Raw genomic sequence first — 14,767 nt, 5'->3', positions numbered from 1 at the left:
CCGGCGGTACGTTGGGAGCATGGCTGCTCCCGTCTCCGACCTGTTCGACCCCGACGTCTGGACCCCCGCTCCGATCGCGGAGCAGTTCACCGACATCACGTACCACAAGCACGTCTCCAAGGGCATCGTCCGGGTCGCCTTCGACCGTCCCGAGGTCCGCAACGCCTTCCGCCCGCGCACCGTCGACGAGCTCTACCGCGCCCTCGACGACGCCCGGCAGGACCCCCGCGTCGGCGTCGTGCTGCTCACCGGCAACGGCCCGAGCCCGAAGGACGGCGGGTGGGCGTTCTGCTCCGGCGGCGACCAGCGCATCCGGGGGCGGAGCGGCTACCAGTACGTCGGCGACGAGGGCGCACCGCCCGAGGGTGTGGACCCGTCCGCCGCACAGGCGTCGATGGGGCGGCTGCACATCCTCGAGGTCCAGCGCCTGATCCGGATGATGCCCAAGGTCGTCATCGCGGTCGTCCCGGGCTGGGCTGCGGGCGGCGGGCACTCCCTGCACGCGATCTGCGACCTCACCATCGCGAGCGCCGAGCACGGGAAGTTCAAGCAGACCGATGCCGACGTCGGCTCGTTCGACGGCGGCTACGGCAGCGCCTACTACGCCAAGCAGATCGGGCAGAAGTTCGCCCGCGAGGTCTTCTTCCTCGCGCAGGAGTACTCCGCCCAGCGCGCGTACGAGATGGGGGCGGTGAACGCGGTGGTGCCGCACGCCGACCTGGAGCGGGAGGCGATCCGCTGGGGCGAGATCGTGCTCGGCAAGTCCCCGACGGCGATCCGGATGCTCAAGTACGCGTTCAACGCCGTGGACGACGGCATGGTCGGCCAGCAGGTGTTCGCGGGCGAGGCCACGCGGCTGGCCTACGGCACCGACGAGGCCGTCGAGGGTCGCGACTCGTTCCTCGAGAAGCGCGCTCCCGAGTGGACCGCGTTCCCCTGGCACTACTGATGCCCCGTCCGCTGGTCGCGACCGGCACGTCGGACCCGACGGCCGTGCTGCGCGGCCTGGAGGCAGCACTCGCCGGCGGCCCCGCACTGCTCCCCGTCGCCGAGGGGACTCCTGCACTGCCGACGCCACCGCCGGCCGAGGTCCGTCAGGCGGTCGCCCTGGTGGTCGAGACCAGCGGGTCCACCGGCACCGGCAAGCGCGTGGCGCTCTCGTCCGAGGCGCTCCTCGCCGGTGCCGCCGCGGCGGACGCGGCACTCGGTGGGCCCGGGCGCTGGGTGCTCGCACTGCCGGCGCACTACATCGCCGGCATCAACGTCCTGACCCGCTCGATCACGGCGGGCACCGACCCCGTCGTCGTGCCACCCGGGCACTTCGCGGCCGCCGCGTTCACCGAGGCGGCCGAACGGCTCGTCACCGGTCCGGCCGCGCCCCGTCGCTACACCTCCCTGGTGCCGGTGCAGCTCGCACGCGTCCTCGACGACCCGGACGCCACGCGTGCGCTCGCCCGGTTCGACGCGGTCCTGGTCGGCGGGCAGGCCACCCCGGCGCCGCTCCGGCAGCGGGCGCTCGACGCCGGGGTCCGGATCGTGACGACGTACGGTGCGAGCGAGACGAGCGGTGGATGCGTGTACGACGGCGTCCCGTTCGGCACGGTGCGCACCGCGCTGGTCGACGGCGAGCTGCACCTGGCCGGGCCGATGCTCGCCGAGGGGTACCTCGACGACGACGCCCGCACGGCGTCGGCCTTCGTCGAGCGTGACGGGCTGCGCTGGTACCGGACCGGGGACACCGCGACCCTGTCCGGCGGCGTGGTCCGCGTGCTCGGACGCCTCGACGACGTGGTGATCTCCGGCGGTGAGAAGGTCCAGCTCGGTGCGGTCGAACGGCTCGTCCGCGGGCTCCCCGGGCAGGAGAGCGCCGTCGTCGCCCGGCGCTCGGCGGGGGAGTGGGGCGAGGTCCCGGTCGTCGTCACCGAGCAACCGCTCGACCTCGAGGCCGTGCGTGCCCACGTCGGAGCCACCCTGGGGCGTGCCGCCCGCCCCGCCGACGTGGTCCTGGTGGAGCGGATCCCGATGCTGCCGTCGGGCAAACCCGACCGTCGGGCCGTGCAGGCGCTCGCCGACCCGGTCCGCTCGTCGGGACCGCGAGCCGCCGGGCGGTCGCATCGGCAATAAGATCGGTGCTCGTGGCACGAACGAAGAACTCGACGCAGAAGCAGGGCCGGTCCGGCAACCCGGCGAAGGCCGCTGCCCCCGCCCGCACCAAGCGGAAGGCGACCGCGCGCGACTGGATCGGCGGCGCACGCCTGCGCACCCTGACCCTCGGTGTCGTCCCGGTCGTGCTCGGCACCGCCGTCGCGTTCGTCGACAGCGGTGAGCCCGGCGACTTCGGCGACTACCTGGCGAAGGACGGCCACCTCGCGGTCGCGCTGCTCGCCCTGGCCGTGGCGCTGTTCCTGCAGATCGGCGTGAACTACAGCAACGACTACTCCGACGGGGTCCGCGGCACCGACGAGTACCGCGTTGGTCCGGCACGACTCACCGGAGCCGGCCTGGCCAAGCCCCGGACCGTGCTCACCGTCGCCCTGACGTTCTTCGGCCTGGCCGCGGTCGCCGGCCTGGTCATCGTGCTGCTCACCCAGCTGTGGTGGCTGCTGCTCGTCGGGGCCGCCGCTATCGTCGCCGCCTGGTTCTACACCGGTGGCAAGAAGCCGTACGGGTACAACGCCCTCGGCGAGGTCTTCGTCTTCGTCTTCTTCGGACTGGTCGCCGTGCTCGGCACCCAGTTCGTGCAGATCCGCGAGGTCACCGTGAACGGCTGGGCAGCCGCCGTCGCCGCCGGGTTCTTCGCCTGCGCGGTCCTGATGGTGAACAACATCCGCGACATCGACGAGGACCAGCTGGCGGGCAAGCGCACGCTCGCCGTGGTCGTCGGCCGTCCGGTGGCCCGCGTCCTCTTCGGCCTGTTCCTGATGCTGCCGTACGTCGTGCTGCTCTGGTTCGTGCTGCTGTACTTCCGCACGGGCTTCACGTACTTCTCGCTGCTGCTGGCCCTGCCGGCGCTGGCGATCGGGGTGTCGTCACGGAAGCCCCGCGAGCTCATCACCGCCCTGCAGCTGTCGTCGTTCGCCTCGCTCGCCTTCGGCGTGGTGCTCGGGATCACCCTGGCCGTCCAGCCGTAGCGGTTCCGGCTGCTCGACCGGGCGGCCCCGCGTCCGGTCAGTCGGCGTCGGTGTCCCGGCGCGCTCCGTGCCGGTCGGCGTCGGACACCGGACGGACGGTCGGGGTGGCCGCGGCGTCGGAGTCGGCGGCGTCGACGAAGTCGTCCTCGAAGTCCGAGTCGGCGTCGCGCTCCGGGGTGCCGCGGCGGTTCGCCAGGCTCAGGGCCACCTGTGTGCGCAGTCCGGACAGGGCGATGTACGAGATGAGCAGGCCCACCAGGGCGGCCACGATCGTCGCCCAGTACCACGGCATCGGCGTCAGGAGCAGGAGGAGCACGAGCGCCACCACGAAGATGCCGAGCCGAGCCAGGGTGTACAGGAGCCACGCTTTCACACGGTGAGTCTACGGAAGCGTCGACCGGCAGGGGCATCACAGGGTCGCGACCTAGACTTCACCGCATGGTCCGCTTGTGGTTGATCGTCGCCGTGGCCGCCGTCGCCTTCACGGTGTACGCGGCCATCGACTGCGGAACGATGCCGCGTCAGCGTGTCCGTTCCCTGCGTCGCGGCGTGTGGCTCCTGCTCGTCATCATCCTGCCCGTCCTCGGCGGCGTCCTCTGGTTCCTGTTGGGTCGCACCCCGGCGGCCGACCCCGGTGCTTCCGCCCGCTACCGTGGACCCGAAGACGACCCGGACTTCCTCGGCACCACGCCGGAGCCGGGCACCACCCTCACGGACAAGGACCAGGACGACGCGACCCTCCGAGACCTCGAAGACCAGTTCCACGAGCGCGACGACGACGGCCGCACCGATCGCTGACGGCCCCGTCGGTTCGGGCAGCCCGGCGACGGACACCGCGCTCGCCCTCCTGCAGGAACTCGTGCGTGCCGGCGTCACCGACGTCGTCGTGAGTCCCGGGTCACGTTCCCAGGCACTCGCCCTCGCGGCGGTCGCCCTGGAACGCGCCGGTGGGCTGACCGTGCACGTGCGGCTGGACGAACGGACCGCCGGGTTCTTCGCACTCGGGCTCGCGGTCGAGACGCACCGGCCCGCAGCGGTGGTGACGACGTCGGGCACCGCGGTGGCGAACCTGCACCCCGCCGTGCTCGAGGCGCACCACTCCGGCGTGCCGATGATCGTCCTGAGCGCCGACCGCCCCGACGAACTGCGCGGCATCGGCAGCAACCAGACCACCGTCCAGCCGGGGCTCTTCGGCCAGGCCGTCGCCTTCGTCCGCGACGTCGAGGCTCCGTCGGCGCACGGTGTCGACGCCTCGGTCCGCGACACCCTGCGCACCCTCGCCCGACAGGCCGTCGCCGCCGCAGCGGGGCACACCGGGCAGCCCGGTCCCGCGCAGCTCAACGTCGCGTTCCGTGAGCCGCTGTCCGCCGGGCTCGCCACGGAGCACGTCAGCCCCGTGCCGGACGACGAGGTCGACCTGGCGTTCGCCACCCGCCGCGCACACACCGGTCTGCCGGTCGCCGAACTCACCCCGGACGACGAGCCGGGCACCGTCGTCATCGCCGGGCACGACGCAGGCGAGGACGCGGAGCGGATCGCCTGGGAGCTCGGGGCGCCACTCCTCGCCGAGGTGTCGAGCGGCGCGCGCTTCGGCCGCAACCTGGTCGTGGCCTACCGCGAACTGCTGCGCGACCCGGACCACGGCGGCGCGGTCCGCCGGGCCGTCGTGCTCGGCCACCCGACCCTCAGCAGGGAGGTCCCCGCGCTCCTGCAGCGCGACGGGGTCGAGACGATCGTGGTCCGCGGACCGGCGGCCGACCCCTTCGACCCGGCCCGTTCCTCCCGACCGGACGCCGCGACCACCTTCGTGTCCGACGTCCGCGTGACGGGCCGGACCCGGCCGGAGCACCGCGCGTGGGTCGGCCGCTGGGTCGGCTCCAGCCGGCGGATCCTGGGGGACGGCGACGCCGGCCCCGACCTCGACGCCAAGCGTTCCGCCGACCGCGCCGAGCGGAACAAGTTCCTGCGTGACGAGGTCGCGCTCCGTCGCCGACCCGTCGACCGCGCCATGCTCGCCGAGGCCGTCTGGGGCGTGACCTGGCCGCACGACCGGCTGGTCCTCGGGGCGTCGCAGCTCATCCGTGAAGCCGATGCCCGGGTGCTCGGCAAGAAGATCCGGGTGCACGCGAACCGCGGCCTCGCCGGCATCGACGGCACCGTCTCGACCGCGCTCGGCATCGCCGCGGCGCTCGAACACTCCTCGGCCTCGGTGGGCACCACACGCGTGCTCCTCGGGGACCTGACGCTGCTGCACGACCTCGGCGCGTTCGTCACCGGCACCGAGGAACGCACCCACCGGGTGCAGGTCGTCGTCGGCAACGACCACGGCGGAGCGATCTTCCGCGGGCTCGAGGTGGCGAAGACCACGCCGGAGGCCGACATGCGGCGGATGATGTCGACCCCGCAGCACGTCGACGTCGAGCGGGTCGTCACGGGCCTCGGGTGGGAGTACCGCCGGGCGGCGACGTGGGGCGACCTCGAGCGGGTGCTCACCGACCCCGCCGAGCGGGTCGTGATCGAGGTCCCGCTGGCGGACTGACCGGCGACCGGCGACCGAGCGAGTGCGTGCCCGCGCGGATTGCGCGGATCGCGCGGCTGCCTCAGGCCAGCGCGTCGGTGATCGGCCGGAACTTCAGGGCGGTCTCGGCGACCTCGCGCGCCGGCTCCGAACCCGCGACGATCCCGGCCCCCGCCCAGGCCCGGACGGTGCCGTCGTCGTCGATCCGGGCGCTGCGGAGCGCGAGCATCCACTCGCCGTCACCCGTCGCGCTCATCCAGCCGACCGGCCCGGCGTAGCGGCCGCGGTCGACGCCCTCCAGCTCGGCGACCAACTGCACGGCCACGTCCGTCGGGGTGCCGGCGACCGCGGCCGTCGGGTGCAGGGCGTCGGCGACGTCCAGCGACGTGGTGTCGGGCGGCAGCGTCGCCTGTACGTCCGTCGCCAGGTGCCACAGGTTCGGCAGCTGCAGCCGGAACGGTTCGGCGTCGGCGCGCAGGTCCGTGGCGAGCGGGGCGAGGGCCGCGAGCAGGCTGTCGATCGCGAAGGCGTGCTCCTCGACGTCCTTGGCGCTGCTGGCCAGGGCCTCGGCGGCGGCCCGGTCGGACACCTCGTCGGTGCCCCGGGCGGCGCTGCCCGCGAGCACCCGTGCGGTCAGCCGCGTGCCGTCGGTGCGGGCGAGCGTCTCGGGGGTGGCACCGACCAGCCCGTCCACCGCGAAGGTCACGCACTGCGGGTAGGCGGCCGCGAGGTCGAGCAGGACCGCCCGTCGGTCGGCTCCCGGCGGCAGCGTGCCGACGAGGTCGCGGGCGAGCACCACCTTGCGGGCGCTCCCGGCGACGATGCGGCGGACGGCCTCGGACACGTTGGCGGCGTAGGTGTCCTCGTCGATGTGCCCGGGACGCAGCGCGACGGAGACGTGCGGCCCGACGTGGGGGACCGGGACCGAGGTCCGGGTGAAGGCCAGGGGTTCCGCGCCGAGCGTCGTGTCGATCGCGGTCAGCCAGGCCTTGCCGCGTCGCCGGCCGAGGACCACCCGGGGCACGATGAGCACGCTCTCGTCGGCGGAGTCGTCGGCGAAGGCGAACGACCCGAACGCGACGAGCCCCGAACCGCGCAGCTGCACCGGGTCGTCGACGACGGCGGTCTCGACGACGCTGCGCCAGAGGGCCGCGGCGTCACGCATCCGGTCGGGGCCGGTGAAGGTGAACCGGAGCGCCTCGCCGATGCCGACGATGCCGTCGCCGTTCCGGACGAAGGCGAGGGGGCGGTCGCGGAGCGTGTGGCGGAGGACGGCGCCCGGGTCGTCGAGGATCCGGGTCGAGACCGTCAGCGGGGGCGCCGCCGTGGTGGTTCGGGTCACGGCTCCGATGCTACGCGCCGATCCCGCACCGCCCGGGTGGCTGCGAGTCCGGTGAACGCTCGGTCGGGACCTCTAGGATTGATCGTGTGAGCAGAGCGGACCTGAACAAGCGCCCGGACGAGGTGGCGGCGATGTTCGACGACGTCGCGGCCAAGTACGACCTCACGAACGACATCCTGTCGGCGGGCAACGCCCCGCTGTGGCGTGTCGCCACGGTCCGCGCGGTCGACCCGCAGCCCGGCGAGAAGGTCCTCGACATCGCCGCGGGCACCGGGACCAGCGCGGCGGCCTTCGCCAAGAAGGGCGCCGAGGTCACCGCACTCGACCTGTCCGCCGGCATGATCGCCGTCGGCCGTGAACGCCACCCCGAGATCACCTTCGTCGAGGGCGACGCCGAGCAGCTGCCCTTCGACGACGACACGTTCGACGCCGTCACGATCTCGTTCGGCCTGCGCAACGTGAACGACCCGAAGCAGGCGCTCGCCGAGATGCTGCGCGTCCTGAAGCCCGGTGGCCGCGTCGTCATCTGTGAGTTCTCGACGCCGCCCCGTGCCCTGCTGCGCTTCGGCTACGGCACCTACCTGAAGCGCGTGCTCCCGGGCATCGCGCGGCTCTCGAGCAGCAACCCGGCCGCCTACCGCTACCTCGCCGAGTCGATCGACGCGTGGCCCGACCAGCAGGTGCTCACCCAGTGGCTCCGCGGTGTCGGCTTCTCGGTGGTCGCGTACCGCAACCTGACGGCCGGTATCGTCGCACTGCACCGTGGCCGCAAGCCCGTCGCCGACACGGTGCGCGAGTCCGCGGCACGGCGTGCGAAGGCCCGCCGTGACCACCAGAACACCGGCGAGCAGCCGCGCGTCGACCCGGCCGCCGACTGACCGGTCACCACCCCCGAAGACGGAGCAGCACTTGAATCCGAGCGTCCCGGTCGCACGTCGCGCGCCGAGCCTGCGCGCATCGCTGGGCATCGGCGAGCGGTTGTTCGCCACGCCCGCCGACCGACGCTTCATCTCCGCGGTCGACGACGGGCTCGAACTCGTCGAGCAGGGGCTCGAGGACGCCATGCGTTCCACCGACACCCTCGCCGACACCACCAGCCGGTACCTGCTGTCCGCCGGTGGCAAGCGCATCCGCCCGACCCTGACGCTCCTCATCGCCCAGCTCGGTGACGGCGTGACCGACGCCGTGGTCAAGGCCGCGGTGAGCATCGAGACCACGCACCTGGCGTCGCTGTACCACGACGACGTCATGGACGAGGCGCCGGTCCGACGCGGGGTCCCCGCCGCGCAGATCACCTACGGCAACAACGTGGCGATCCTGACCGGTGACCTGCTCTTCGCCCGCGCCAGCCTGATCACGGCCGACCTCGGCACCGAGGGCATCCGGATGCAGGCCGAGACCTTCCAGCGCCTCTGCATGGGGCAGCTGCACGAGACCACGGGGCCGCAGCCGGACGACGACCCGCTCGAGCACTACATCCAGGTGCTCAGCGACAAGACCGGTTCGCTCATCGCCACCGCGGCACGCGCCGGCGTGATGTTCTCCGGTGCCGACCGCGCCTACCTCGACGCCGTCGGTACCTTCGGCGAGAAGGTCGGCGTGGCCTTCCAGCTCGTCGACGACGTCATCGACCTCGCCCCGGCGACGGACAAGACGGGCAAGATCGCCGGCAACGACCTGCGCGCAGGCGTCGACACCCTGCCGGTCCTGCAGCTGCGCCGGATGGCCGCGACCGATCCGTCCGCGCAGCACCTGGTCGAGCGCATCGAGCGTGACGTCAACGGTGCGCCCGACGACGTGGTCGACTCCACGCCGTACCAGTCGGCCGTCGCCGCGCTCCGCGAGCACGAGGCCACCGCGGCGACCCGCGCCGTCGCCGTCGCCTGGGCACGCGAAGCCGTCGCCGCCCTCGCCCCGCTCCCCGACGGCACCGTGAAACGGGCACTCACCCGCTTCGCGGACTCCGTCGTCGACCGAAGCCGCTGAACACCCCTCCCGACGGTGCACGCACTGCGGCCCGGTCGGGAGGCCCCCGGGAACCCCCACCCGAACGAACTGGAGACGATCAGTGCCCACCCTCCGACTCGCCATCGTCGGCGCCGGCCCGGCCGGCATCTACGCCGCGGACATCCTGCTGCGCGAGGCGCACGGCTACGACGTGTCGATCGACCTGTTCGAGCAGCTCCCCGCGCCCTACGGTCTGGTCCGGTACGGCGTCGCCCCCGACCACCCGCGCATCAAGGGCATCATCAACGCCCTGCGTGACGTCCTCGACCGCGGTGTCGTCCGGCTGTTCGGCAACGTCCGCTACGGCGAGGACATCACCCTCGAGGATCTCAAGAAGCACTACAACGCGGTCGTGTTCTCCACCGGTGCGATCAAGGACGCCGACCTCGACATCCCCGGTGTCGACCTCGACGGCTCGTACGGCGCAGCCGAGTTCGTGAGCTGGTTCGACGGCCACCCCGACGTGCCGCGCACCTGGCCGTTGCACGCCGAGAGCGTCGCGGTCATCGGCGTCGGCAACGTCGCCCTCGACGTCTCGCGCATCCTGGCGAAGCACGCCGACGACCTGCTGCCGACCGAGATCCCCGCGAACGTGTACGAGGGCCTCAAGGCATCGCCGGTCACGGACGTGCACGTCTTCGGCCGCCGTGGCCCGGCGCAGGTGAAGTTCACGCCGCTCGAGCTCCGCGAGCTCGGCGAGGTCCGTGACGTCGACATGGTGGTCTACGACGAGGACTTCGACCACGACGAGGCGTCGAAGACCGCGATCGCGACGAACAAGCAGGTCATGGTGATCAACCGTGTCCTCGAGCAGTGGCGCACGCGTGAGGTCGGCCAGGCCAGCCGCCGGCTCCACCTGCACTTCTACGCGAAGCCGATCGAGTTCGTCGGCGACGAGCAGGGCAAGCTGACCGCCATCCGCTACGAGCGCACCCGGCCGAACGGCGAGGGCGGCGTCGAGGGCACCGGCGAGATCCGCGAGATCCCGATCCAGGCCGCCTACCGCGCGGTCGGGTACTTCGGTTCCCCGCTGCCCGGGGTGCCGTTCGACGAGCGGCACGGTGTCATCCCGAACCACGAGGGCCAGGTCCTCGACGACGACAACCAGCAGATCCCCGGGGTGTACGCCACCGGCTGGATCAAGCGCGGTCCGGTCGGGCTCATCGGACACACGAAGTCCGACGCGATGGAGACCGTGCAGCACATCGTCAACGACCAGGCGAGTTGGTGGACCCCGGAGGACCCGTCGGACGAGGCGATCCCGGCCCTGCTCCGCGAGCGCGGTGTCGAGTACACCGACCTCGAGGGCTGGCACCACCTCGACACCCACGAGCAGGCGCTCGGTGCAGTCGACGGGCGCGAGCGCATCAAGGTGGTGCCGCGCGACGAGATGATCGACGTCTCGCTCGGCCGCGTCGACACCCCGACCAGCTGACGACCATGACCGACACGCGCCCCGTCCCGCCCACCGCGGTGCGGGGCGCGTCCGCGTCGGGGACGCGGCTGCAGGGCGTCGACGTGGCCCGTGCCCTTGCGCTGCTCGGCATGATGGCCGCACACATCGGCGGCATCGCGGAGCAGCTCGACTGGACCGACCCCGCCACCTGGACCGCCGTCGCCCACGGCCGCCCGTCCACGCTGTTCGCGGTCCTCGCCGGGGTCTCGATCGGCCTGACGAGCGGCCGTGCCGACCCGCCCGGCCCGCCCACCATCGGCCGCATCCGTGCCCGGCTCGCCATCCGCGCCGTGGTGGTCGTCGTCATCGGGTTCGCCCTGATGGCGCTCGACACCCCCGTGTACGTGATCCTGCCGACCTACGGGGTGCTGTTCCTGCTGGTGGTCCCGGTGCTCCGCGTCCGACCGGCGGCGCTGTTCGGCATCGCCGCGCTCTGCGCGGTGCTGTCGCCGCTCGCCGCGCTGACGATCGCGCCGGCCTACGCGGACGCCGGCATGATCGGCGTCCAGCTCGGCCTGGTCTACCCAGTGGTCACCTTCCTGGCGTACGTCCTGGTCGGTCTCGCGGTCGCCCGCAGCGGTCTGGGCCCACGCCGCCGGTTCCCGGACGACGCGCCAGCGGCGTACGGGCCGTGCCGGTGGGGAGAGGAACGGGGCCGGCAGGTCGCGCTCCTGGCGGCGGGCGCACTGGTCGCCGCCACCGCGTACGTCGCCGGGTCGGTCCTCGCCCCGGCGCCGGACGACGCGGCCCTGGCGTTCCCCGGGGTCCCGTACGCGGGCGAGGGCTCGACCCCCGGCCAGGCCCTCGCGCAGCTGTTCCTGTCTCCGCGTGACCACTCGTCGTCGGTCGTCGACGTGGTGGGGACGGCCGGGGTGGCGGTCGCCGTGATCGCCCTCTGCCTGCTCGTGTTCGACGGCCGCGGGCGTGTCGCCGAGCGGATCGCGTTCCCACTGGCCGCGGTCGGCTCGATGCCGCTGACGGTGTACTCGGGGCACCTCGTGGTCATCGCGATGCTGCCGACCTACCCCGAGTCGGTCGAGGCCTGGGGCTGGTTCGCCCTCGGCTCGGTGGTCTTCGCGATGCTGTGGCGGCGGTTCCTGGGTCGCGGCCCGCTCGAGCGGGTGGTCGGGGCCCTGGCGTCCCTCGTCCCGATGCGTTGAGCGCACCTGGCGGGGGCGAGTCGTGCCTCCAGGCGGCTACTGCAGCGCCGCGGTGAGCCGCGCGACGTTGTCGAGCACCTTGGACCGGCGCGGACGGTCGAACCACTCGTCGAGCGTGAGCTCGAAGCTGTGCTCCTTGTACGCTTCCTGCACCTCGCGCAGGGCGTCGACGAAGCGGTGCCCGCGCACCATCACGGAGACCTCGAGGTTCAGGCTGAACGAGCGCATGTCCATGTTGCTCGACCCGATCACCGACACCTCGTCGTCGATCGTGAAGTGCTTCGCGTGCAGGATCGTCGGCGCGCGGTACAGCCAGATCCGCACGCCGGCGCGGAGCAGTCCTTCGTAGTAGGAGCGCTGGGCGTGCCAGGTCATGGCATGGTCGCCCATCTCGCCGACGAACAGCTCGACGTCGACCCCGCGCTGCGCCGTCGTGGTGATGGCGTAGAGCATCGAGTCGTCCGGCACGAAGTACGGCGACGTGATCGAGACCTTCTGCTGCGCCGAGTAGAGCAGCGCGTTGAACAGGCGCAGGTTGTTCTCGCCGTCGAAGCCCGGACCGGACGGCACCACCTGGCAGTCGAGCGCGTCGCCGCGGTCGGCCCGCTGGACGGGGTCGCTCTCGCGCAGCAGCAGCTCGTCGGTCTCGCTGTACCAGTCCGTGACGAACAGGGCGTTGAGCCCGGCGACGACCGGCCCCTCGAACCGCGCGAACAGGTCCTTGTAGACCATGCCCTTCTCGACGTGGGACTTGATGTCGTACGACGCGTCGATCAGGTTCTGCGAGCCGGTGAACGCGACCGAGCCGTCGATCACCATGATCTTCCGGTGGTTGCGGAGGTCTGGGCGCTGGAACTTCCCCTGCAGCGGCAGGAGCGGCAGCATCAGGTGCCACTCGATGCCCGCCCGGTCCATGAACGCCAGGGTGTCCTTGTAGCCCGGGTACCCGCGGCTCGCCCAGTGGTCGAGCAGGAACCGCACGGTGACCCCACGGGCCTGCGCCCGCGCGAGCGCCTCGAAGAACGGTCGCGTGGTGTCGTCGAGCGTCGCGATGTAGAACTCGACGTGCACGAACCGTCGGGACTGGTCGATCGCGCGGGTCATCTCCGCGATGGACTCCTCGGAGTCGGGGTAGAGCTCCGCGGAGTTGCCGCCGACCAACGGCATCGCGCCGAGTTCGCGGTTCAGCCGCGTGACGCTCTCGAGCCACGCGGGCCACGGGTGATCACGGCGGACCCGCTCGATGCCCTCGGTCTGCTCGAGGATGTACGCGTTGATCTCGGTCTGCTTCTCGCGACGGGCGCGGGGCAGCTTCGTCGACCCGATGACCAGGAAGACGATGAAGCCGATGTAGGGGATGAGGAAGATCGCGAGCAGCCACGCCGTCGCGGTCTGCGGCTTCCGGTTGATCGGGACGTAGATGATCGAGAAGACGCGGATCGCCAGGTCCAGCAGCACGAGCAGGACGGTGATGACGACGCTGAGCCAGTGCTCCACGGGGTGTCGGGTGTCGTTCGCAGGGGCCGCGGGTCAGCGGAAGTTGATGAACTGCAACGGGACGTCGAACTCTTCACCCTTGAGGAGCTGGATCGTGTTCTGCAGGTCGTCACGGCTCTTCGACGAGACGCGGAGCTCGTCACCCTGGATCTGGCTCTTCACCGTCTTCGGGGCGTTGGCCCGCAGGAACGCGCCGATCTTCTTCGCCACGTCCTGCTCGATGCCGTTCTTGAACTTCACCTCGATGCGGTACTCCTTGCCCGAGGGGTACGGGTCGCCGGCGTCGAGGCTCTTCAGGCTGATGTTCCGCTTGATCGCCTTGCTCTGCAGCACGTCGAGGACCGCCTTGGCGCGCTCTTCCGAGTTCGCCTTGATCAGGACGTCCTCGCCGCTGAACGCGACCGAGGCGTCGGCGCCCTTGAAGTCGTACCGCTGCTCGATCTCCTTGGCCGCCTGGTTGAGGGCGTTCTCCGCCTCCATCTTGTCGACCTTGCTGACCACGTCGAAGGAACTGTCTGCCATGCGGAACAGCCTAACGGCGGACGGGAGGCCCGGTTCCGGTCGCGCGGATCGGCTCGCGGTGGTCACGACCACCGTCAGCCATCCGCTATGCTTTTGTGCGCGCCTTCGGTTGGTGATCACACCGGCTGGGTGCGCATGGCAAGTTACCCAAGCGGCCAAAGGGATCTGACTGTAAATCAGCCGGCGTAGCCTTCGGGGGTTCGAATCCCTCACTTGCCACCATCTGATCGGCCCCGTCCACTGCGGACGGGGCCGATGGTGTTTCCGGGAGGATGGGTGCATGGCATCCGACCCCACACCGTCCCAGTTCGCCGACCTCGCCGAGTCGATCGCCCGTGACGCAGCGGCGCTGGCTGCACGCCGCCGCGCCGAGGGGGTCGAGGTCGCGGACCGGAAGTCGAGCATCGTCGACGTGGTCACGGCCGCCGACCGCGAGGTCGAGGCACTCATCCGCGCCCGCATCGCCGAGGCCCGCCCCGACGACGCCTTCCACGGCGAGGAGTCCGGGTCGGCCTCCGGCGCCTCGGGCATCACCTGGGTCGTGGACCCGATCGACGGCACGGTCAACTACCTGTACGGCAGCGCCGAGTACGGCGTGAGCATCGGCGTCGTGCGCGGCGCACCCGACCCGATGACCTGGGAGCCGATCGCGGGCGTCGTCGTGGCGCCGGCGACGGGCACCGTCTTCCGCGCGGCCGTCGGCCAGGGAGCGACCCGTGACGGGGAACCGTTGTCCGTCGCCGCGCCCGGATCGCTCGCCGAGACGCTCGTCGCCACCGGGTTCGGGTACACGGCCGACCGTCGCCGGGAGCAGGTCGCGGTGCTCGCCGGACTCATCGGCGAGGTGCGGGACATCCGCCGCGGGGGAGCGGCGTCGCTCGACTGCTGCGCCGTCGGAGCGGGCGTGGTGGACGCGTACTACGAGCGCGGGATCAACCCGTGGGACATGGCCGGTGGGGCCCTCGTCGCGCAGGAGGCCGGCGCGGCGATCCGCATCTGGGAGGCCGGAGGGACACGCTCCTTCCTGTTCGCGAGCCCGGCCGTCGCCGACGAACTCGAGGCCCTGGTGCGTGGGCTCGAGGCCGGTGCGCTCGGAGCCGTGCAGGCCTGACGACGTGCCGATCCCCGGGTCCG

14 protein-coding genes and 1 tRNA gene are annotated in these 14,767 nt (G+C 72.0%); 11 read left to right on the top strand and 4 right to left on the bottom strand.

All coding sequences use genetic code 11. The features are described 5' to 3' along the window. The first annotated feature begins 19 nt into the window (after positions 1-19). From ACZZ9K_RS05510 to ACZZ9K_RS05500, 3 genes are read left to right on the top strand one after another with little or no spacing between them, the layout of a single operon-like run. Positions 20-949: a 1,4-dihydroxy-2-naphthoyl-CoA synthase gene (locus ACZZ9K_RS05510; protein ID WP_463443510.1), complete on the top strand. Its 930-nt coding sequence runs from the start codon at positions 20-22 to the stop codon at positions 947-949. After that, complete coding sequence (locus ACZZ9K_RS05505; RefSeq protein ID WP_463443509.1) at positions 949-2,124, top strand: AMP-binding protein; 1,176 nt, start codon at positions 949-951, stop codon at positions 2,122-2,124. Before ACZZ9K_RS05510 ends, ACZZ9K_RS05505 begins: the two co-directional genes overlap by 1 nt. Before the next feature lie 5 nt (positions 2,125-2,129). After that, positions 2,130-3,131 carry a 1,4-dihydroxy-2-naphthoate polyprenyltransferase gene (locus ACZZ9K_RS05500; RefSeq protein ID WP_071247407.1) on the top strand — a complete coding sequence of 334 codons (1,002 nt, stop codon included), beginning with the start codon at positions 2,130-2,132 and terminating at the stop codon, positions 3,129-3,131. A 37-nt stretch (positions 3,132-3,168) separates the two neighbouring features. On the opposite strand, the gene ACZZ9K_RS05495 is transcribed toward ACZZ9K_RS05500, so the two are convergent. After that, entirely contained in the window at positions 3,169-3,504 is a 336-nt protein-coding gene (locus ACZZ9K_RS05495) for a DUF4229 domain-containing protein (RefSeq protein ID WP_111038107.1), read from the bottom strand. Positions 3,505-3,569: 65 nt separating this feature from the next. Between ACZZ9K_RS05495 and ACZZ9K_RS05490 the strand changes: the two genes are divergently transcribed. Beyond that, positions 3,570-3,929: a PLDc N-terminal domain-containing protein gene (locus ACZZ9K_RS05490; RefSeq protein WP_071406307.1), complete on the top strand. Its 360-nt coding sequence runs from the start codon at positions 3,570-3,572 to the stop codon at positions 3,927-3,929. Continuing rightward, positions 3,922-5,670 (top strand): 2-succinyl-5-enolpyruvyl-6-hydroxy-3-cyclohexene-1-carboxylic-acid synthase, encoded by a 1,749-nt coding sequence (gene menD, locus ACZZ9K_RS05485; protein WP_463444737.1) that lies wholly within the window; start codon positions 3,922-3,924, stop codon positions 5,668-5,670. Before ACZZ9K_RS05490 ends, menD begins: the two co-directional genes overlap by 8 nt. A gap of 61 nt (positions 5,671-5,731) precedes the next feature. Here the strand turns inward: menD and ACZZ9K_RS05480 are convergent, their stop codons facing one another. Next, positions 5,732-6,991 (bottom strand): isochorismate synthase, encoded by a 1,260-nt coding sequence (locus ACZZ9K_RS05480; RefSeq protein ID WP_463443508.1) that lies wholly within the window; start codon positions 6,989-6,991, stop codon positions 5,732-5,734. A gap of 86 nt (positions 6,992-7,077) precedes the next feature. On the opposite strand from ACZZ9K_RS05480, the gene ACZZ9K_RS05475 reads away from it, so the two are divergent. The 4 genes from ACZZ9K_RS05475 to ACZZ9K_RS05460 all read left to right on the top strand — a co-directional run bounded on the left by ACZZ9K_RS05475 (position 7,078) and on the right by ACZZ9K_RS05460 (position 11,614). Continuing rightward, positions 7,078-7,869, top strand: a complete 792-nt coding sequence (locus ACZZ9K_RS05475; RefSeq protein ID WP_017888622.1) for a demethylmenaquinone methyltransferase — start codon at positions 7,078-7,080, stop codon at positions 7,867-7,869. Positions 7,870-7,900: 31 nt separating this feature from the next. Continuing rightward, complete coding sequence (locus ACZZ9K_RS05470; RefSeq protein WP_138803859.1) at positions 7,901-8,977, top strand: polyprenyl synthetase family protein; 1,077 nt, start codon at positions 7,901-7,903, stop codon at positions 8,975-8,977. An 82-nt stretch (positions 8,978-9,059) separates the two neighbouring features. Continuing rightward, positions 9,060-10,433, top strand: coding sequence for an FAD-dependent oxidoreductase (locus ACZZ9K_RS05465; protein WP_071247400.1), 1,374 nt, complete (start codon positions 9,060-9,062; stop codon positions 10,431-10,433). Positions 10,434-10,438: 5 nt separating this feature from the next. Then, the gene (locus ACZZ9K_RS05460) at positions 10,439-11,614 is read left to right on the top strand and encodes a heparan-alpha-glucosaminide N-acetyltransferase domain-containing protein (protein WP_463443507.1); all 1,176 of its coding nucleotides are present in this window, start codon (positions 10,439-10,441) and stop codon (positions 11,612-11,614) included. A gap of 36 nt (positions 11,615-11,650) precedes the next feature. Here ACZZ9K_RS05460 and cls read toward each other — a convergent pair whose 3' ends face one another. After that, positions 11,651-13,111, bottom strand: a complete 1,461-nt coding sequence (gene cls, locus ACZZ9K_RS05455; RefSeq protein WP_214561301.1) for a cardiolipin synthase — start codon at positions 13,109-13,111, stop codon at positions 11,651-11,653. Positions 13,112-13,144: 33 nt separating this feature from the next. Continuing rightward, complete coding sequence (locus ACZZ9K_RS05450) at positions 13,145-13,633, bottom strand: YajQ family cyclic di-GMP-binding protein (RefSeq protein WP_017888627.1); 489 nt, start codon at positions 13,631-13,633, stop codon at positions 13,145-13,147. A gap of 137 nt (positions 13,634-13,770) precedes the next feature. Here ACZZ9K_RS05450 and ACZZ9K_RS05445 point away from each other — a divergent pair. Further along, a tRNA-Tyr gene (locus tag ACZZ9K_RS05445) sits at positions 13,771-13,855 on the top strand. 58 nt (positions 13,856-13,913) lie between these two features. After that, complete coding sequence (locus ACZZ9K_RS05440; RefSeq protein WP_138803856.1) at positions 13,914-14,744, top strand: inositol monophosphatase family protein; 831 nt, start codon at positions 13,914-13,916, stop codon at positions 14,742-14,744. Positions 14,745-14,767 lie beyond the last annotated feature (23 nt).

This window comes from Curtobacterium sp. AC268 (assembly GCF_979258745.1).
Note: the sequence above shows the minus strand (reverse complement) of the source record. Positions and strands in the feature narration are given on the sequence as shown.